Genomic DNA, 17,647 nt, shown 5'->3' with positions numbered 1-17,647 from the left:
AAAACTACGCTATTTTGTTCATTAACAACTTTTGATTGTTAATACCTTGCAGGTCCGTACATGAATTTCTCTCTACGCCAGTTGCGCGGATTCCTGGCTGTTGCCGAACACGCGAGCTTCACCAAAGCCGCGGCCCAGTTGCACGTGACGCAGGCTGGGTTAAGCGCGATGGTGCGTGAATTCGAGCAGACGGTCGGGTGCCGGCTGTTCGAGCGCAGTACCCGTGCGGTGCTGCTTACCGACGCGGGCCGCACGCTGCTGCCCGTCGCACAGCGCACGGTCGACGAATTGGGGGAAACGATGCGCCAGTTGGCCGCGGCCAACAAGCCGCGGGCGCGCGTGCTTCGGGTCGGCGTCACGCCGCTCATCGCCAGCAGCATCTTGCCGCAGGTGCTTCGGGCCTATGCCGAGGCGCAGCCGGAATGGCGCGTCGAAGTGGCCGACATGGACCGTGGCCTGATCCAGCAGGGAGTGGAGGACGGCACCCTGGACGCCGGATTTGGCGCCTTCTTCCAGAAGACCGCCGGCATGCGCAGGCGCGGACTGTTTCCCGCTGAACTGGTACTAGCCCAGCCGGCGACGCTGGCCCCCAAAACGCGCCGGGCTCCGTTGTCGTGGCAGCGGCTGGATCCCGCCAGCCTCATCGTGCTGCCGCCGAGCAACCCCATCCAGCAACTGATAGACCGGCACGTCCCGAGCATGCCCGACGCGGCGCAGTCCACTGCGCGTCGTGTCTATAGCCATCTGGAAACGTTGCTGGCCATGGTCGAGGCCGGCCTGGGCCAGGCTGTGGTGCCCTCGTTTGCCGCGCTGACGGGTACGCGCTGGCGCGTGACCCTCCGTGACCTGACGCCGCGCGTGGCCCTGGATTACGCCATCGTTACCCGCAGCGGCCGTCGCGACAGCGCGGGCCTGAACGCCTTCGCGGATTGCCTGCGCGCGGCGGCGCAGCCTGCCTGAAGTCGCAATCCGAAGGCGGAAGCAAATGAAAAGGCCGCCGCCAGATCTTCTGGCGGCGGCCTGTTTGCTGGAATCCGAGAGACTCAGTCCTTGCGGCTGGTCACTTCGACCAGGTGATAGCCGAATTGGGTCTTCACCGGGCCCTGGACCACGCCAACCGGGGCGCTGAACACCATGGTGTCGAATTCCTTGACCATCTGGCCGGGGCCGAACGAGCCCAGGTTGCCGCCGTCGCGGCTGGACGGGCAACTGGAGTTTTCCTTGGCCAGTTGGGCGAAGTCGGCGCCGTTCTCGATGGCGGTCTTGAGTTCGTTGGCCTTGTCTTCGGTGGAGACGAGGATGTGGCGGGCGGAGGCTTGTGCCATGAGGAGGCTCCTTGCGGGAAATGATAGGGGAGGGGAGAGTAACGCATTTGGGCGCACTCGCACTCCGCCATCATAAACGGGCGGCGAAGGACCGCCGCGACGTTTCGTTACACGGTTGCGGACGCGCGCATGCACGCCTGGCCGCCGCAATGCAAAATAGGCATCCCTACCCAGACAGTCAGGACCGCCTCCGATGACGGATTCATCTTCAGCAGGAAAGCCTCGGCTCTTTTACTCCGAGGGATCGCCCTATGCCCGCATCTGCCGCATGGCGTTGCGCGAAAGAGGGCTGGGGCAGACCGTGGACGAGGCGGTCACCACGCTGCGCGACCCCGCCGCCGCGGTGTTGCCCTACAACCCCGTCGGCCGCGTGCCCGCGCTCGCGCTGCCGGACGGCACGACTCTTACCGAGACCACGCTGATCCTGGGCTGGCTGGACGGCCATGGCGGCCGGCCGGGCATGATGCCCGCCAGCGCCTCGGGCCAGGCCACGTACGGGCGCGTGCTGGGCCTGCTCGACGGCGTCGCGGTCTGGAACCGCGAGCTGCGTCGGCCGGTATCCGAACGCAGCCCTTCCGTCATTGCGCTGGAGCTTGCCCGGGCGAACCGGGTCGCCGATGTGCTGGAATCCCAGGCCGCGCAAGGTGCATTCTCGACGGTCGATGCGGGATTCCTCGCCCTGGCCGCGGTGCTGGGATACGCGGAGCGCCGGCACACTGTCTGGAAGTGGCGCGAAGGCCGGCCGTGCCTGGATCAGTGGTTCGCCCAGGCCTCGCGCCGCGCGGCCTTTTGCGAAACCCTGCCGCCGCCGAGCGGCATCTGACTGTTCAGGCGTCCATCGGCCACTTGGGCCGCCGCACGCGCCGATAAGGCAGGGCGCGCAGATCGAGCGCCACCGAACCCGACGCGTCGGCGTAGACGATGTGCCGGGCCACTTGCGAAAACGCCGCGTGGAAGTGCTGCGCGGACTTGACCACGATCAGCGCCTTTTCCTCCAGCCGGCAGCCCAACTGGGTGAAGACGTCGGTATGCAGCGCCTGCGCGCGCACCGTGATCAGCACGATCTCGATGCCGTCGGCCTCCACCAGCGCGGCATTGCCCACCGCGGCCGGCGAGCCGGACAGTCCCGTCATGATCATGCCCGGGACCAGGCTTTTCACAGTGCAAACCAGATCAAGGGGCGCGCCCGACAGGGGCCCGATCTTGCCGCCGATGCGCAGCGGCAAGCGCGCGCCCACCCCGGCGCTGAAGGCGATGCGCACGGCGACGGGGTCCCACAGCGGCCCCACCGCCACGTTGCCGATCCCGCGTTCGCGAAGGCGGCGCAGCATGAAGGTGGAGTCGCCCGCGCCGCCGCCGCCGGGATTGTCGGCCGCGTCCGCGATCACCACCGGCGCCGCGCCGCAGGCAAGCGCCTGGTCGATGGCCTGGTCCGCATCCGGGTAGACGGGGGTGAGGCGTTCGCGCAGGCCGATCAGTTCGTCGGCGAGGCGGCGGGCAAGGGCTTGCGCGGCCCGCGCGTCGCCGTCCGCGTACACCAGCAGCTTGGTGCCCATATCGGGCACGTCGCCCCAGGGGAAGCCGTGCACCACCGAGATGGAAAGGATCCCGTCCTTGCCCTCAAGCGCGCTCAGCCTGTCGATATAGCTTCTGGCCGGTTCTTGCGGAGTCCGGATGGTCACGGCCATCTCGCAGTCCACCACCGCGGCCACCGGGGAAATGCGCCCTTCGGCCTGGGCCGCGCAGAAATCCACCAGTTCCAGCGCGCGCTCGCGGATATCGGTGTGGGGGTATTCCTTGTAGGCCACCAGGATGTCGGCGTTCGCCACCATGGCGTCGGACAGATGGCAGTGCGGGTCCAGTTCGGCGCCCACCACCACGCCGCGGCCCACGATCCCGCGCACGCGGGCCAGCAGGTCGCCCTCGCAATCCTCGTAGCCGTCGGCCACCATCGCGCCGTGCAGGCCCAGCACCACCATGTCGACGGGCAGCGCCTGGCGCAGGTCGCGCAGCAGTTCATCGCGCAGCGATTCATAGGCATGGCGGGTCGTGGTGCCGCTGGGCTGCGCGCCCGCGGCCATGCCCTCGATCACTTCCCAGCCATGCTGCGCGCCACGCTGGCGCGCGGCCCACAGCGGTCCGCTGAAAATCGTCATCTCCGGCGGATGGGTGCCGGCGGGGAAATAGCCCCGGTCGGCAAAGTCGTCCCGCGACGTGGGCAATGGGGCGAAGGTGTTGGTCTCCGTCGCCAGCGAACCGGTAAAAACGCGCATGGTACGAAAGCCTAGTCAGCGGTGGCGCCGGAGGCCTTGACCACTTCGCCATATTTGGCGATTTCCGAGGCCACGTGCTTGCGCAGTTCCTCCGGCGTGCCGCCGCCCGGCGTCGCCACCATGCCGGCGAGTTTCTCCTGGGTGTCCTTCTCTTCCAGGATCGCGTTGACTTCCTTGTTCAGCTTGTCCACGATGCCGGCCGGCGTGCCGGCGGGCACGAACAGGGCGTACCAGGACGTCATCTCATAGCCCTTGACCCCGCTTGCGTCTATCGTCGGGATCTCCGGCGCGAAGGGCTGCGGGCTGGCGCTGGTGACGCCCAGCGCGCGCAGCTTGTCGCCCTTGATGAGGGGCATGACGGACGGGGCGGTGTCGAACATCACCTGGATCCGGCCGGCCATCAGGTCCGTGAGGGCCGGCGCGCTGCCTTTGTATTGGACGTGTTCCATTTCCACGCCCGCCATCATCTTGAACAGTTCGGCCGACAGGCGCGTCGACGAACCCGCGCCCGACGACGCGAAGAAAATGCCCTTGGGATTCGCCTTGGCATAGCTGATGAACTCCTGCACCGACTTCGCCGGCACGGTGTTGTTCACCACCATGATGTTGGGAAAGCGCGTCAGCAGCGCCACCGGCTCGAAATCCTTCTGGAAGTCGAAGGGCAGATCCTTGTACAGCGACACGTTGATGGTGCTGGCGTTCGAGCCCAGCAGGATGGTGTAGCCGTCATTGGGCGATCGCGCCACCGTGGCGGCCGCGATGTTGCTGGCCGCGCCCGGGCGGTTCTCCACCACGAAGGTCTGGCCCAGCTTCTCCGACAGGCGCCCGGCCACCAGCCTGGCCACGGCATCGGAAGAGCCGCCCGGCGCGTAGCCGACCACGATCTTGACGGGCTTGGACGGATACGCGGCTTCTTGCGAGGCAAACGCGGCCTGTTGGCAGAACACGCTCAGGGTGGCGGCTACCAGGAGGGAAGCGATAGGTTTCATGCTTGTAGGCTCGAAAAGGCGTGACCTCGCATTGCCGTCGATGATGGCGTCCTGCCTCGACCGCAACCGAGCGGATTGGAAAGTAGGCGCATTATTCGCAATCGTCAGCCTGTGAATCAATGTAAACTCACGGAAATTTTGTTGCCTTAAAGGCAACGATTTCCAGAAATCGTAGAAAACGAAAAGGAAAGAGGCATGGACGGCGGCCTGAGCGCGCGGCGCTTGCAGTATTTCTTCGAAGCGGTCACCACCGGCTCGGTGCGCGGCGCCGCCGAACGCCTGGGAGTCGAGCCCTCCATCGTCAGCCGGCAGATCCAATTGCTGGAGAAAGAACTGGGCGTGGCGCTGCTGGAACGCAAAGGCCGCGGCATCGTGCCCACCGATATGGCGGCCATCGTGATGGACCATTGCCGCGACCGGCAGGCCAGCGAGCAGGCGCTGCGGGCCCGGCTGGACGAAGCCAACGGCCTGCAGCGCGGCGACGTCCAGATCGTCGCCAGCGAAGGCTTTGTCGATCTCCTGATGAGCGGCGTCGTGGACGCCTTCTGCCGCGAACATCCGGGTATTCGCGTGTCGCTGCGCGTGGCCGGGGCTTCCGACGCGGTGCGCACCGTGGTCCACGACGATGCGCACATCGGCGTCGTGCTCGGCGCGCCCGCGGACCCCGCCATCCGCGTGGTCGACGCCCGCACGCATCCCGTGTGCGTGATCGCCTGGCCGGATCATCCGCTGGCGCGCCAGCGCAAGCGGCCGGCGCTCAAGGACGTGGCGCGCTATCCGGTCGCGCTGATGGCGCCCGGCTTCGGCCTGCGCCAGTTGATCGAAATGGCGGAGCTGTCGGAAAACATCGTCCTGGCCCCCGGCTTCATCGCCAACTCGGTCGTCACGCTGAAACGCTACGTCGAATCCCGCCTGGGCCTGACCTTCATCTCGGCGAACTCCGTCGTCAAGGAAGTCGCCCGCGGCGAACTGGTGGCGCTGCGCACCACCAACCCCATTTTCGAGGCCGCGCAGACGCGCCTGCTGGTCAGGGCCAACCGGCCCCTGACGGGCGCCGTGCGCGGCATGCTGGAACGGATCCAGGCGTCGCCGCTGTTCCATGCAGGCAGGCAGCAAGGGGCGTCGAAGTAGGCAATAGCCTTGCCTAGCTCCTGGGGGGATAGGTGCCGAGCACCTTTTCGATCATCTTGCCGAACTCCTTACCCACCTTCCGGTAGCCCTTGGGAGTGAGGTGGATCTCGTTGATCCAATCGCCGGACTCTCCCTTTTCTCCGGGTTTCGCGGGCTTAATCCCGCTCATCGACGCGGAATCGAAGACGTGCAGCTTTGGGATGGCGTTTGGCGATCCGCTGCCCTGGTCCAGCGACAGCATGAACAGGCGCAATTGTTCAAACAAGTGGTCGCAGACCGGTTGCCAGAAGTCGGGCGGAACGCCGTAATTGTTGAACGCGGGATAGAGCCAGCCCTTGTCCCTGGGCAGCACGCCCGACGGACGCACCGTGGGTTTCGCGTAGGTATGGACAAAAATTGGGCGTCCCCGGTTCTTCCCCTGGTCGCGCCGGCCCGCCATGGCCTGGAAATTCTGCAGAAGATAGCGCGTCAACGTCGCCCAACCCGCCGTGCTGACATAGCGTTCCGGGCCTGTCAGGGTTGAGCTTGCGGTTTCGTCCGGGCGCAGCAATATCCGCTGTTCGGCAGGCGTCGGCTTTCCTTCACTGTCTGTAAGCGGCGTGGCCGTCGCGTCGATGAAGTCGTTTCCACCCGCGGAAAGCAGAATGGCGTCCCATTTGTGCTCGAACCGCGGCAGATAAAGCAGCCTGTTGAACGTGCTTCGCTCCACGCTTTCCACCATGTGCTTGAGCGTGTCGCCCGGGTAGGCGCAGTTGAGGATCTGCGTGCGGGTGGAAAGGCCCAGCTCGAACAGAAGGTTGCTCAGTCTCGACCCTTTCAGGGTGCCGAGCGTGTACCAGGAATCGCCTTCGGCGAGGAACCGGCGCCCTCCGGACAGGACCGGCGGCGGGTATTCATTCATCGTGTCGGCGGGATGGACCTGCGGTCGAGTTGCCATGACGCCTCCGTGGATCGACGGCCGATGGCCGGCGATCATGAATGGCCGTCGCGGGAGGCGACAGGCTTAGCAGGAGGATAGGAAGCGGGGAATGCGGCGTCGACTCTGCATAAGGATGAGAGCGTCATGCCGGAGGAGGAGGGCCGGATCTCATCCTGGGGGCGATCCGCCACGAAAAATACCCCGCGCGCCGCGCACGCTACGCGCGCTTGTTGCCCCAAGGGGGCGCTTTTGTCTTGGGGCGGCCCGGCTGCAAAAAAAAGGGCAGGCCTTTCGGCGCTGCCCTTACGGATTTGTGGGCGGCTTCAGCGCACCGGCCACCCATACATCAGCCCGCCATCCCGGTACGACGCGTTCAGGCCGCGGGGCAGCTTCAGCGGGCTGCTCGGGCCCAGGTTCTTTTCGAAGCTTTCACCATAGTTGCCGATGATCTTGATGACGTTGTAGGCCCACTTGTCATCGACGCCCAGGTTCTTGCCCATGCCCGGCGTCACGCCCAGCAGGCGCTGCACGTTCGGGTTGGTGCTCTTCAGCATTTCATCGACGTTCTTGGAAGTGATGCCGTATTCCTCGGCTTCCAGCATGGCGAACATGGTCCAGCGGACCACGTTGAACCATTGTTCGTCTCCCTGGCGCACCATGGGGCCCAGCGGTTCCTTCGAGAAGTTCTCCGGAAGAATGTCGTACTTCTCCGGATTTTCCAGGTTGCTGCGGGCGGCGGCCAGTTGCGACTTGTCGCCGGTGAACGCGTCGCAGCGGCCGACGGCGAAGGCGCGGATGATCTCGTCCAGGCGTTCGACGACCACGGGCTTGAACACGATGTTCTGCGAGCGGAACCAGTCCGCCAGGTTCAGCTCCGTGGTGGTGCCGGGCTGGACGCAGACCGTGGCGCCGTCCAGTTCCTTGGCGCTTTTGACGTTCAGGGACTTGTTCACCATGATGCCCTGGCTGTCGTAGTAGTTCACGCCCACGCCGATCAGGCCCAGGGTGGTGTCGCGCGTGAGCGAGAGCGTCGTGTTGCGGGGAAGCACGTCGACCTCGCCGGATTGCAGGGCGGTGAAGCGCTGCAGCGCGCTGACGGCCATGATCTTGGCCTTGGAGGCGTCGCCGAACAGGGTGACGGCCAGCGCGCGGCACAGGTCCACGTCCAGGCCGATCCAGCCGCCCTTGCTGTCGTTCACCGAAAACCCGGCGACCCCGGTGGATACGCCGCACTGGACGAAGCCCTTGCTCTTGACGCTATCGAAAGTCACGCCCGCGCTGGCGGTCCACGACGAGATGAATAACGCGGTGCCTGCCGCAACAAGTTTCAGTGCCTTCATGATGTCTCCGCGCGGTCGGCGCAATGCAGTGGTGTGTCCGTCAGCCGGTAGGCTTCGGGTGCGCGGAATGGTAGCCATCGGCCCGGGGTGGGAATATCAGGGAATTCCCGTTAAATTCGCCCATCGGAATTTACCCGGCGCGTCGGGCGAGATTGCCCGACGCGGAGGGATCGCCCATACTGGACCGACCCTCACCGCCGGTGGATGGGTTGCCGGCAAGGTTGAATCATGAAAAGACAAGACGATCCGGAAAACGGTGGCGGCGGCCATGGGCCATGGTTTTCGTTCGCCTCGGCAAGGGAGCGGTTGCGGGCTGTGTGGCGCGACCTGATCCGCGTCAATGCCAGCGACCGGCGCTGGGAAATGCCCTTGGCCGCGGCGCTTTCGTCCGGCCTGCCCCTGATGGTGGGCGCCTATTTCGGCCGCATGGACTACGGATTGATGTCCAGCCTGGGCGGCATGGTGTTCCTGAGCCTGCCCAATTCCTCGCTGCAGCATCGGATGATGATGCTGCTGGCGGCGTCTTTCGGCATGGTCGCCTGCTATGCCGTGGGCGCGCTGACCCAGTTCTGGCCCGCCGCGATGATCGTCGCGCTTACCTTGATCGCCATGGTGGTGAACATGGTCTGCCGATGCTACCGGCTGGGTCCGCCGGGCAGCCTGTTCTTCATCATGGCGACGGCGATCGCGGCCTACACGCCCGGGCGCGTGGAGGACGTTCCCCTGCGCGTGGGCATGGTGGCGTTGGGCTGCCTGGTCGCATGCCTGGTCGCTTTCGTGTATTCCCTGCACATGACGCGGGTGGCGCCGCCGCCGCCGGAAGCCGAGCTGCCCAGGCCCACCTTCGATTTCGTGGTCTACGACTCCGTGATCATCGGCCTGTTCGTGGGCGTTTCCCTGCTGGTGGCCGAACTGCTGCAACTGCCGCGGCCCTACTGGGTGCCGGTCAGTTGCCTGGCGATCATCCAGGGGGCAAGCTTGCGGGCCGCCTGGAGCCGGCAGATGCACCGCATCCTGGGAACCGCCGTGGGATTGTGCGTGGCATGGGCGCTGCTCAGCCTGCCACTGAACGTGTGGACCTTGAGCCTGGTGATGATGGCGCTGTCGTTCGGGATAGAAACGCTGGTGGTGCGCCACTACGCCAGCGCCGTGGTGCTGATCACGCCGCTGACGATCTTCCTCGCCGAAGCGCCCCATCTGGGGCAGGGCTATCCCGCGGCCGTCATCGAGGCGCGGTTCCTGGATACGGTGATCGGCGCCTTCATCGGCGCGCTGGGCGCCGTGCTGCTGCACAACCAGCGCATCCGGCCTCTTCTTTCGCGTTGGATGCGCGCGGTGCTGCCCAGGCGGGTGAACTGACGCCGTGGCGATGCGCCGACCGCGCGTCCGTTTTCCTCAATGCGCCGACACGCCCCCGATCTTCTTGATCAGCGCCGCCCATTTGGCGACGTCTTCGCGCAGGTAGGCGTTGTAGTGATCGGGATCGTCGGCCACGACCGTGCCGCCCTGTTGCAGTATTTTGTCCTGGAAGGCCTGGTCGGCGGCGGCCTCTTTGATGACGGCGTATAGCTGGTCGACGATGGGGCGGGGCGTGCCGGCCGGCGCGAGCAGGCCGAACATGGTGCCGATCTCGATATCCAGGCCTTGTTCGGCGAAGGTGGCGACGTCGGGCAGCACGGCCAGCCGGTCCTTGCTGGCAACGCCCAGGGCTTTCATCTGGCCGGCCGACAGCATGCCCTGCGCCGAAATGTAGGTGGTGAAGGTCATTTGCACCTGGCCGGAGAGGACGTCGGTCAGCGCCGGGGCGGCGCCGGTATAGGGGACGTGCACGATGTCCAGGTTGGCTGCTTGTTTGAACATTTCCCCGGCCAGGTGGGGGGCGCCGCCGGCGCCGCTGCTGGAGAAATTGAGTTCGCCGGGATGCGCGCGGCCGTAGTCGATGAGCTTCTTGAGGCTATTGTCGGCGAATCCGGCCTTGGTCACCAGCATCATGGGCGCGAAGGCGACCATGGTGACGCCGGTGAAGTTCTTGATCGGGTCGTAGGGCGTCTGGGGAATGACGGCCGGATTCAGCGTGAGATTGGTGCTGGTGAAGAGCAGCGTGTAGCCGTCGGGCGCGGCCCGCGCCACGATGTCGGCGCCGATGTTGCCGCTGGCGCCCGCCCGGTTTTCGACGATCACGGGCTGTTTGAGCGCCTTCGTCAGCCGTTCGGCGGTGGTGCGCGCCAGGATATCGGTGCTGCCGCCCGGCGCCCACGGAACGACCAGCCGGATGGGCTTGGATGGATAGGCCGCGGCGGCCCCGGCGGCTTGGGGAACGGCTAGACCGCATAGGGATACCGCGATGGCGTAGAGGACGCCGCGCAGACGCTGCTTCATTCCTGTCTCCTGATTGTCGGTGTTGTCCGCGCATTCTTGCGCGCGCGCGGCCCGGGCAAGAAGGCCCGGGGATCGAATGCTCCGTTCAACAATTCCGAAACGGACGCCGGCGCGAGCATTCAAGATAAGTGAATCGCCTCTTCGATCTCTTCCGGTTCTCCGATCGGCACGGGACGGGCAAAATGCCCCGCAAACCCAATACAAAACCAATGACAGGAGATGACCGTGAAGCGCTTCAAGATTTTGTTGGCCAGTGGCATGCTGGCCAGTCTGGGCCTGGCCGGCGCGGCCCAGGCCGACTATCCCGAGCGGCCGATCCGGCTGGTGGTGGGCTTTCCCGCGGGGGGCGCCTCGGACGTGGCCGCGCGCGCCATCGCCGGGAAGATGGCGGTCTTGCTGGGCCAGCCCATCGTCATCGAGAACAAGGCCGGGGCTGCCAGCAATATCGGTTCGGACTATGTGGCCAAGGCGGCGCCCGACGGCTACACGGTGCTTTTCGGCACCATCTCGCTGGCGGTCAACCCCAGTCTTTATCAGAAACTCACCTATGACCCGTTGAAGGACCTGGCCCCGATTGCGCAGGTCGCTTCGACGCCCTTCCTGGTGGTGGTCAACCCCGGCACGCCCTACCGTTCGGTATCGGATCTGATCGCCGAGGCCAAGAAGCCGTCCGAGAAGCCCATCTACTTCGCCAGCGCGGGCAATGGATCGGGCGCCCACCTCTTCGCCGAGCTGTTCAACAGCCAGGCCGGCGTCAAGATGCAGCACGTGCCCTACCGCGGCGCGGCGCCGGCCATGTCGGACGTGCTGGGCGGGCAGGTGCCGCTGGCCTTCGACAACATCGTCACCACCCTTCCCCTGGTCAAGAGCGGCAAGCTGCGCGCCCTGGCGGTCACGACCAAGACGCGTTCGCAGGCCGCCCCGGATATCCCCACCTTGGCCGAGTCGGGCGTGCCCGGCTATGACGCCACGGCCTGGTTCGGCCTGTTCGCGCCCGCTGGCACGCCGCCCGACATCATCCAGAAGCTGAGCGCGACGGCGGCCCAGGCCACGCAGGCGCCCGAAGTGCGCGCCGCGCTGGAGGCGGTCGGCTGCGATCCGATGGGAACCAGCCCCCAGGAATTCGACGTTTTCTTCAAGTCGGAAGTGAAGAAGTGGGCCAAGGTCGTCGACGAGGCCCACGTTCGCGTGGATTGATCCACAACCCGTCCTATACAGTGGTTATATGAAAATCTGGCATCAAAGCTTTACCGTACTCAACGACCTCGGGCCCTACAGCGAGGCGCTCAAGCGCCACTTTTCCAAGGTGGCGCGGCCCGACACGCAGATCGACATGCACGGCATGCAGGCCGGCACCTACCGCAGCAATTATCCCGGCAACGATATCCGCCATGCGGCCTTCCAGTATGTGCATGGCTTGCAGTTCATGGCGGCCGCGGTGCAGGCCCAACAGCAGGGCTACGACGTCTATTCGCTGAGCACGCTGCCCGAGCCGGCCCTGCGCGAAATCCGCAGCCTGGTGGACATTCCGGTGGTGGGCTATGGCGAGTCCGCCATGCTGACGGCCTGCATGCTGGGCCGCAAGTTCGGCGTGCTGCTCTTCATCGACGACATGAACGAACTCATCGCCGAGAACGTCAAGAACCACGGGCTCGAATCGCGCTTCGTGGGCGCCATGCCGGTGGGTTTTACGTTCAGCGACGTGCTCAAGGGCTTCAGCGACCCCTCCGAGCTGATCGAGCGCTTCCAGGCCGCGGCGCGCAGGCTGATCGCGCAGGGCGCCGACGTCATCATTCCGGGCGAGGCGCCGCTCAATGTGCTGCTGGCGCAGAACGGCGTCGTCGACGTGGACGGCGTGCCCATCCTGGATTCGCTGGCCGCGTGGGTGAAGCAGGCCGAGACCATGCACGATCTGCGGACCCTGTGCGGCATCAAGACCTGCCGCAGGGGCTATTACCACAAGCCCCCCGAGCCCGAGCGCGTCAGAGAGGTTTTCTCTTTTTACGGCCTGGACCGACTGCAATCATCGTCGTGACGCTGGGGCGGCGCCGCGCATCGAAGATTTCCAGCAGGAAGTCGATGAAGGCGCGCACCTTGGGCGCCGCGAAACGCGATTTGACCGTCACGGCGTGGAAGGTCCGCTTGCTGGTCTGCCAGTCGGGGAAGAGCTCGACCAGCTTGCCCTGCTTGACCAGGTCGCTCACGAAGACGTCCAGCACGTAGATCAGGCCTACGTCCTGCAGGGCGGCCTGGATCAGCGCCGCCGTATTGTTGAAACTGAGCGGCCCGCCGGGGTTCACCACCACTTCGTCCTCGTCCTTGGAGAAGCGCCAGGGATTGGGCGTGTGGTTGCCTTCGGCGAACAGCCCCAGGCAGCGGCCGGGGTCCAGGTCGCGCGGCGTGGCGGCGCGCATGGCGCCGACCACTTCCGGCGTGCCGCATACGATGTATTGCGCTTCGTAGATGGGCCGGCCCACCAGGTCGGCGTCTTCCACGCGGTCCATGCGGATCGCCACGTCGGTGGCGCGTTCGATGAGGTTGTGCGGATCGTTGGTCAACGAAACGGAAACGGACAGGCCCGGGTGGCGGCGGGTGAGTTCGACCAGGGCAGGGCACAGCAGATTCTGGCCGATGGCGAACGGCGCCTCCACGCGCAGCGGGCCGACGACCTCGCTGCCCTGGATCTTCACATCCGATTCCGCGCGCGCCACGCTGCGCAGGATCTCCTGGCAATGCGGCAGGAATATCCGTCCCTCTTCGGTGAGGTGCAGGTGCCGGGAGTTGCGCTGGATCAGCGTTGTGCCCAGGTGCGCTTCCAGGTTGCGCAGGCTGGTGGTAACGGTGGCGTTGGCGAGGTCCAGCGATTCGGCGGCGCGCGAGAGGCTGCCGCATTCCATGACGCGTACGAACACCTCCATGGCCCATAGTTTGTCCATGAGTCTCCTTTCGATTTTTTCTAATTGCGCATTAGCCGCCAAGGGCTAACACACGGACAGCGAGCATCCTACTCTATCGAGTGTAGCGCCGATAAATACGGCGCCGATGTCTATTTCCCAAAGGATGGAGAGCATGGAACGTACATTCGATGTCGTGGTGGCCGGTTGCGGCGTGGCGGGCCTGTCCGCGGCCGTGGCGGCGGCCGAGCGTGGCTTGCAGGTGGCGGTGCTCGAGCGCGCGAGCCGCGCCGACCGGGGCGGCCAGAGCCGCTACACCGAGGCCTACCTGCGCATGAAGGCCATCGACCAGGTGTCCGATGACTTCGAGACGCATCTGGCCGAAAACGCCGCGGTCTATATGGACCCCGATTTCGAGGCCGAGATGGCGCAGGGCCGCGAGTCGTGGTCGCACGCCGCGCGCACGTTGCCGGTGCTGGACCCCGAGCTGATCAGTTGCTTCGCCGACCATGTGCCGGAAACCATCGCCTGGCTGCAGGGCATGGGCGTGAAGTTCGACTTCCTGCCCACGCAGTTCCTGACCAAGACCCAGCCCCGCCTCTTGCCGGTGGGCGGCGGCGAGGCGCTGGTCGAGGCCCTGGCCGCCAAGGCCGAAAGCCTGGGCGTGACTTTCCTCTACCACACCACCGCGCGGCGCCTGATCGTCGATGACAACGGCACGGTCCAGGGCTTGCTCGCCCACCATGCGCAGGAGGGCGGCGTGCGCCTGATGGGCAAAGTGGTGCTGGCATGCGGCGGCTTCGAAGGCAACTCGGCGCTTATGGCCAAGTACATCGGTCCGCGTTCGGTCTACCTGCGCCCGGTGTGCAAGGGCGGGTACTTCAACCGCGGCGAAGGCATCGAGATGGCGTTCGAGGCGGGCGCGGCGCCCAGCGGCGAATTCGGCAGCTACCACGCCGAGCCGGTCGACCCGCGTTCGGGCGTGTCGGAACCGTCGATCTTCATCTTTCCGTACGGCGTCCTGGTCAACAAAGCGGGCCAGCGCTTCACCGACGAGGCCCCGGGCACGGTCGATGCTTATTACGAGCGCGTCACCCGCCGCATCTACGAGCAGGAACAGGGCATCGCGTACGTCATCCTGGACCAGCGCGTGAAGGACGTGCCCAATTATCGCTTGGCCATCCGCACCGACCAGCCCGCCATCGAGGCCGACACGCTGGCCGCGCTGGCCGCCAAGATCGGTCTTCCGGAAGGCGCGCTGGAGGCCACCCTGGAAAGCTACAACGCGGCCTGCCCGGCCGAGGACGGCTTCAAGCCGCTGGAACTCGACGGCCTGGCCACGCAGGGCCTCGCGCCGCGCAAGTCGCATTGGTCGCGCCGCATCGAGCAAGGCCCCTTCATTGCCTATCCCATCATTTCGTCGAACGTCTTCACCTTCGGCGGCCTGAAGATCAACCCCTCGGGACAGGTGCTCGACACCGACGGCAATCCCATGGAGAACCTCTACGCGGCGGGCGAAATCGTGGGCACGTACTACACCAACTACACCGGCGCCACGTCGGTGCTCAAGGGGCTGGTGTTCGGCCGCCGGTCGGGCAACCATATCGCGGACGCGCGTTAGGCTGGGGCCGGACATGGCAGCGGACAGTACATCGCTGAGCATCGAACTGGCGCAGGCCCTGCTGCAGGCGAGCCATGCCGGCGTGCCCGAGGATATGCGGGCCAAGACGCGCCTGCACATCGCCGATTCTCTCGGCATCGCGCTGGCGGCCCGCGGCACCGAGCTGGGCGGACAGGTGATCCAGGGCTTGCTCGCGGGCCATGGCGCGGGGACGAGCGGCCTGGTCGGCGGGGGGCGCGCCGCGCCGCTGGCGGCCGCCTTCATCAATTCGTCGCTGATCCACATCCTCGACTACGACGACATCCACGATGTCGGGCGCCTGCATCCCAGCACCTGCGTGCTCCCGGCCGCCATGGCGGCCGCGGGCCTGACGCGGGCCACGGACGCGGCGGTGGTCGACGCGGTGGCGCTGGGCAGCGAGCTGATGTGCCGGCTGGGGGCGATTTGCGCGCCGCAGGGCGAAGGCCCGGGCGCGGAATGGTTTCTGACCCAATTGTTCGGCTATCTGGGCGCCAGTGTGGCGGCCGGGCTCGTGCTGGGGCTGAACCCGCGGCAACTGGTCTCGGCGCTCGGCCTGGCCTATATGCAGCTAGCCGGCGGCAAGGAGGCCGGCTTCGGCACCGGCGCGACGGCGCGCGGCATCTATCCGGCGTTCGCTGCGCAGGGCGGCCTGCAGGCCGCCCTGCTGGCGCGCGCCGGGGTGACCGGGCCTGCCGGCGCCATGGACGGCGAGGCCGGGTTGTTCCGCCTGTATCTCGCGGGCGCCCTGTCTTCGCGGCAGCGCGCCATGCTGCTGGATTTTTCGATCTGGCACGCGCGGCAGGTGGACATCAAGCCCTGGCCCAGTTGCCGTTTGTCGCATCCGTACGTCGCCGTCGCGCTGGCCGCGCGCGAGGCCTGTCTGGCGCATCCCGAGGCGCGGCTGCGCGTGGCGGTCAACCCCTCCGCGGGCCGCCTCTGCCGGCCGCTGGCCCAGCGCCGGCGGCCCGCCACGCTGCAGGACGCCAAGTACAGCATTCCCTTCATGACGGCCTATACCCTCGTGCATGGGGCGCCCACGCTGCAAGGGCTGTCCAGCCAGGCGCTGGCGGACGCGGCCGTCCTGCGCATGGCCGAAAGAATCGAGCTGGAGGACGGCCTGCCCGACAACCCGGGGCATCCGCAGGCGGTGCTGGCTTTGCTGGACGGCGGGCGAGTGCTGCGGCAAGCCTCTTTCCAGGCGGAAGATCTCCGGGTCGACGGGACGCTCGCCAGGAAGAAATTCGATGACTGCCTGCGGCACGCGGCCTGGCCGGACCGGGCCGAGGCTTTGTGGACCACCCTGATGCAAGGCCGCGTGCAGGCGGCCTTCGATATGACTTTCAAGGAATCATGACATGTATCGCGATGATCTTTTCTCGGGCCGGGTCGCCCTGGTGACGGGCGGGGCCGGCGGCATCGGGCGGGCGGTCTGCACTGCTCTGGCCGCGCACGGCGCGCAAGTCGTCGCCGCCGATCGCGTGGCGTTCGAGCCGCCTGTTCCCGGCGTCCAGGGCGCGCCCCTGGACGTCACGCGCCGCGACGACATCGTGCGCTGCATGGACGATGTCGTCGCTCGGCTGGGCCGCCTGGATATCCTGGTGAACGTGGCCGGCATCGTGTCCATGGGCAACGCCGAAACCCTGGCCGAGGCGGAATGGGACCGCGTCATGGACATCAACCTCAAGGGCACCTTCCTGTGCTGCCAGGCCGCCATCGGCCACATGAAGCGCGCAGGCGGCGGCCGCATCGTCAACATGGGCTCGGTGATCGGCAAGAATGGCGGCAATCCGCGCCCCTGGCTGGCGCCAGGCGAACAGGACCGCGCCAGCAACGTCGCCTACGGCGCGTCCAAGGCCGGCGTGCACATCATGACGGCCTTCCTGGCCAAGGAACTGGCGTCGGCCAACATTACGGTCAATGCCGTGGCGCCCGGGCCGGTCGCGTCGGCCATGACCACCAATTTTCCACAGACCCTGCGCGACCTGATTCCCATGGGCCGCATGGGGGCGGCGGACGAAATCGCCGCGGCCGTGCTGTTCCTGGCCGCGCCGCAATCCGGCTTCGTCACCGGCGAGATACTGGATGTCAATGGCGGCATCTGGTGCGATTGAACGTTCTTTACCCAAGCAAACTTTTTTTAAGGCAGATTCAACCATGCAACAACCCCGAGCCCTATTCCTGGTCCTCGACATGCAGAACGACCTGGTGCACGCCGACGGTCCCAATGGCAAGAGCCCGCTGGGCGAGCAAGTGCGCGAACGCCAACTGATCGCCAAGACGGCCAGCGCGATTGCGCGCGCCCGCGCCGCCGGCATCGCCGTGGGCTTTGTGCGGGTCGGCTTCTCGGAAGGCTATCCCGAATGCCCGCAAGGTTCTCAGGTGTTCTCGGCCGCGCCGCAGCACGGCCTGTTCAAACTGGGCGCGTGGGGCACCGAGATCCACCCGGAACTTGAACAGAAGGTGGGCGACATCCAGGTCGTCAAGCATCGCGTCAGCCCGTTCTACTCGACCACGCTGGAAGCCCAGTTGCGCGCCCAGAACATCCAGCGCATCTATTTCTCGGGCGTCTCCACGCAGGCCGTGGTGCAGGCCACCGCGCGCGACGGCCATGACCGCGACTACGAAATGATCCTGCTCGAAGACCTGTGCGCGGCGCACAGCGCGCAGGAACACGCCAACTCGGTCGGCAGCATCGGCCGGTTCTGCAAGACAGAGAGCAGCGAAACCGTGGTGTTCGCTCACCCCTGACGCGGGC

The 17,647-nt window shown here is 66.3% G+C and carries 17 protein-coding genes; 10 read left to right on the top strand and 7 right to left on the bottom strand.

What is annotated here, in order from left to right:
* Positions 1 to 60 precede the first annotated feature (60 nt).
* Positions 61 to 960 (top strand): LysR family transcriptional regulator, encoded by a 900-nt coding sequence (locus tag WHX56_RS01300; protein ID WP_338880073.1) that lies wholly within the window; start codon positions 61 to 63, stop codon positions 958 to 960.
* Between the two features lie 83 nt (positions 961 to 1,043).
* On the opposite strand, the gene WHX56_RS01295 is transcribed toward WHX56_RS01300, so the two are convergent.
* Positions 1,044 to 1,325 carry a peptidylprolyl isomerase gene (locus WHX56_RS01295; protein WP_338880072.1) on the bottom strand — a complete coding sequence of 94 codons (282 nt, stop codon included), beginning with the start codon at positions 1,323 to 1,325 and terminating at the stop codon, positions 1,044 to 1,046.
* A gap of 193 nt (positions 1,326 to 1,518) precedes the next feature.
* On the opposite strand from WHX56_RS01295, the gene WHX56_RS01290 reads away from it, so the two are divergent.
* Positions 1,519 to 2,148 (top strand): glutathione S-transferase N-terminal domain-containing protein, encoded by a 630-nt coding sequence (locus WHX56_RS01290; protein ID WP_338880071.1) that lies wholly within the window; start codon positions 1,519 to 1,521, stop codon positions 2,146 to 2,148.
* A gap of 4 nt (positions 2,149 to 2,152) precedes the next feature.
* On the opposite strand, the gene WHX56_RS01285 is transcribed toward WHX56_RS01290, so the two are convergent.
* Together WHX56_RS01285 and WHX56_RS01280 are read right to left on the bottom strand one after the other, a co-directional pair.
* Entirely contained in the window at positions 2,153 to 3,598 is a 1,446-nt protein-coding gene (locus WHX56_RS01285; protein WP_338880070.1) for a M81 family metallopeptidase, read from the bottom strand.
* Between the two features lie 11 nt (positions 3,599 to 3,609).
* Positions 3,610 to 4,587, bottom strand: coding sequence for a tripartite tricarboxylate transporter substrate binding protein (locus WHX56_RS01280; RefSeq protein WP_338880069.1), 978 nt, complete (start codon positions 4,585 to 4,587; stop codon positions 3,610 to 3,612).
* A 195-nt stretch (positions 4,588 to 4,782) separates the two neighbouring features.
* Between WHX56_RS01280 and WHX56_RS01275 the strand changes: the two genes are divergently transcribed.
* On the top strand, positions 4,783 to 5,718 hold the full coding sequence (locus WHX56_RS01275; RefSeq protein WP_338880068.1) for a LysR family transcriptional regulator: 936 nt from the start codon (positions 4,783 to 4,785) through the stop codon (positions 5,716 to 5,718).
* A gap of 13 nt (positions 5,719 to 5,731) precedes the next feature.
* Here WHX56_RS01275 and WHX56_RS01270 read toward each other — a convergent pair whose 3' ends face one another.
* Together WHX56_RS01270 and WHX56_RS01265 are read right to left on the bottom strand one after the other, a co-directional pair.
* Positions 5,732 to 6,694: a hypothetical protein gene (locus WHX56_RS01270; RefSeq protein ID WP_338880067.1), complete on the bottom strand. Its 963-nt coding sequence runs from the start codon at positions 6,692 to 6,694 to the stop codon at positions 5,732 to 5,734.
* 266 nt (positions 6,695 to 6,960) lie between these two features.
* Complete coding sequence (locus tag WHX56_RS01265) at positions 6,961 to 7,977, bottom strand: amino acid ABC transporter substrate-binding protein (RefSeq protein WP_338880066.1); 1,017 nt, start codon at positions 7,975 to 7,977, stop codon at positions 6,961 to 6,963.
* 228 nt (positions 7,978 to 8,205) lie between these two features.
* Here WHX56_RS01265 and WHX56_RS01260 point away from each other — a divergent pair, with 228 nt between their 5' ends.
* Complete coding sequence (locus WHX56_RS01260) at positions 8,206 to 9,336, top strand: FUSC family protein (RefSeq protein ID WP_338880065.1); 1,131 nt, start codon at positions 8,206 to 8,208, stop codon at positions 9,334 to 9,336.
* Positions 9,337 to 9,372: 36 nt separating this feature from the next.
* Here WHX56_RS01260 and WHX56_RS01255 read toward each other — a convergent pair whose 3' ends face one another.
* A complete protein-coding gene (locus WHX56_RS01255) occupies positions 9,373 to 10,356 on the bottom strand; it encodes a Bug family tripartite tricarboxylate transporter substrate binding protein (RefSeq protein ID WP_129240947.1) in 984 nt (327 codons plus the stop codon).
* 219 nt (positions 10,357 to 10,575) lie between these two features.
* Between WHX56_RS01255 and WHX56_RS01250 the strand changes: the two genes are divergently transcribed.
* Together WHX56_RS01250 and WHX56_RS01245 are read left to right on the top strand one after the other, a co-directional pair.
* Complete coding sequence (locus tag WHX56_RS01250) at positions 10,576 to 11,553, top strand: tripartite tricarboxylate transporter substrate binding protein (protein WP_129240946.1); 978 nt, start codon at positions 10,576 to 10,578, stop codon at positions 11,551 to 11,553.
* Positions 11,554 to 11,581: 28 nt separating this feature from the next.
* Positions 11,582 to 12,391: an aspartate/glutamate racemase family protein gene (locus tag WHX56_RS01245; RefSeq protein ID WP_338880064.1), complete on the top strand. Its 810-nt coding sequence runs from the start codon at positions 11,582 to 11,584 to the stop codon at positions 12,389 to 12,391.
* On the opposite strand, the gene WHX56_RS01240 is transcribed toward WHX56_RS01245, so the two are convergent.
* Positions 12,339 to 13,292, bottom strand: coding sequence for a LysR family transcriptional regulator (locus tag WHX56_RS01240; protein WP_287755217.1), 954 nt, complete (start codon positions 13,290 to 13,292; stop codon positions 12,339 to 12,341). The genes WHX56_RS01245 and WHX56_RS01240 overlap by 53 nt on opposite strands.
* 133 nt (positions 13,293 to 13,425) lie before the next feature.
* On the opposite strand from WHX56_RS01240, the gene WHX56_RS01235 reads away from it, so the two are divergent.
* The 4 genes from WHX56_RS01235 to WHX56_RS01220 are packed head-to-tail and all read left to right on the top strand — an operon-like array spanning position 13,426 to position 17,640.
* On the top strand, positions 13,426 to 14,871 hold the full coding sequence (locus WHX56_RS01235; protein WP_338880063.1) for an FAD-dependent oxidoreductase: 1,446 nt from the start codon (positions 13,426 to 13,428) through the stop codon (positions 14,869 to 14,871).
* A gap of 13 nt (positions 14,872 to 14,884) precedes the next feature.
* Positions 14,885 to 16,246, top strand: coding sequence for an MmgE/PrpD family protein (locus tag WHX56_RS01230; protein WP_338880062.1), 1,362 nt, complete (start codon positions 14,885 to 14,887; stop codon positions 16,244 to 16,246).
* Position 16,247: 1 nt separating this feature from the next.
* Positions 16,248 to 17,003 carry an SDR family NAD(P)-dependent oxidoreductase gene (locus tag WHX56_RS01225; RefSeq protein WP_338880061.1) on the top strand — a complete coding sequence of 252 codons (756 nt, stop codon included), beginning with the start codon at positions 16,248 to 16,250 and terminating at the stop codon, positions 17,001 to 17,003.
* 43 nt (positions 17,004 to 17,046) lie between these two features.
* The gene (locus WHX56_RS01220) at positions 17,047 to 17,640 is read left to right on the top strand and encodes a cysteine hydrolase family protein (protein ID WP_129240940.1); all 594 of its coding nucleotides are present in this window, start codon (positions 17,047 to 17,049) and stop codon (positions 17,638 to 17,640) included.
* Positions 17,641 to 17,647 lie beyond the last annotated feature (7 nt).

Origin of the sequence: Achromobacter veterisilvae (genome assembly GCF_037619525.1) — a bacterium.
GTDB lineage: Bacteria > Pseudomonadota > Gammaproteobacteria > Burkholderiales > Burkholderiaceae_B > Achromobacter > Achromobacter veterisilvae.
The sequence above is the reverse complement of the archived record's forward strand: the minus strand, read 5'-3'. Positions and strand labels throughout refer to the sequence as shown.

Bases quoted from the DNA above. Each gene is read 5' to 3' on its own strand.
- WHX56_RS01300 (WP_338880073.1), top strand. From the start codon at position 61: ATGAATTTCTCTCTACGCCAGTTGCGCGGATTCCTGGCTGTTGCCGAA.
- WHX56_RS01295 (WP_338880072.1), bottom strand. From the start codon at position 1,325: ATGGCACAAGCCTCCGCCCGCCACATCCTCGTCTCCACCGAAGACAAG.
- WHX56_RS01290 (WP_338880071.1), top strand. From the start codon at position 1,519: ATGACGGATTCATCTTCAGCAGGAAAGCCTCGGCTCTTTTACTCCGAG.
- WHX56_RS01285 (WP_338880070.1), bottom strand. From the start codon at position 3,598: ATGCGCGTTTTTACCGGTTCGCTGGCGACGGAGACCAACACCTTCGCC.
- WHX56_RS01280 (WP_338880069.1), bottom strand. From the start codon at position 4,587: ATGAAACCTATCGCTTCCCTCCTGGTAGCCGCCACCCTGAGCGTGTTC.
- WHX56_RS01275 (WP_338880068.1), top strand. From the start codon at position 4,783: ATGGACGGCGGCCTGAGCGCGCGGCGCTTGCAGTATTTCTTCGAAGCG.
- WHX56_RS01270 (WP_338880067.1), bottom strand. From the start codon at position 6,694: ATGATCGCCGGCCATCGGCCGTCGATCCACGGAGGCGTCATGGCAACT.
- WHX56_RS01265 (WP_338880066.1), bottom strand. From the start codon at position 7,977: ATGAAGGCACTGAAACTTGTTGCGGCAGGCACCGCGTTATTCATCTCG.
- WHX56_RS01260 (WP_338880065.1), top strand. From the start codon at position 8,206: ATGAAAAGACAAGACGATCCGGAAAACGGTGGCGGCGGCCATGGGCCA.
- WHX56_RS01255 (WP_129240947.1), bottom strand. From the start codon at position 10,356: ATGAAGCAGCGTCTGCGCGGCGTCCTCTACGCCATCGCGGTATCCCTA.
- WHX56_RS01250 (WP_129240946.1), top strand. From the start codon at position 10,576: ATGACCGTGAAGCGCTTCAAGATTTTGTTGGCCAGTGGCATGCTGGCC.
- WHX56_RS01245 (WP_338880064.1), top strand. From the start codon at position 11,582: ATGAAAATCTGGCATCAAAGCTTTACCGTACTCAACGACCTCGGGCCC.
- WHX56_RS01240 (WP_287755217.1), bottom strand. From the start codon at position 13,292: ATGGACAAACTATGGGCCATGGAGGTGTTCGTACGCGTCATGGAATGC.
- WHX56_RS01235 (WP_338880063.1), top strand. From the start codon at position 13,426: ATGGAACGTACATTCGATGTCGTGGTGGCCGGTTGCGGCGTGGCGGGC.
- WHX56_RS01230 (WP_338880062.1), top strand. From the start codon at position 14,885: ATGGCAGCGGACAGTACATCGCTGAGCATCGAACTGGCGCAGGCCCTG.
- WHX56_RS01225 (WP_338880061.1), top strand. From the start codon at position 16,248: ATGTATCGCGATGATCTTTTCTCGGGCCGGGTCGCCCTGGTGACGGGC.
- WHX56_RS01220 (WP_129240940.1), top strand. From the start codon at position 17,047: ATGCAACAACCCCGAGCCCTATTCCTGGTCCTCGACATGCAGAACGAC.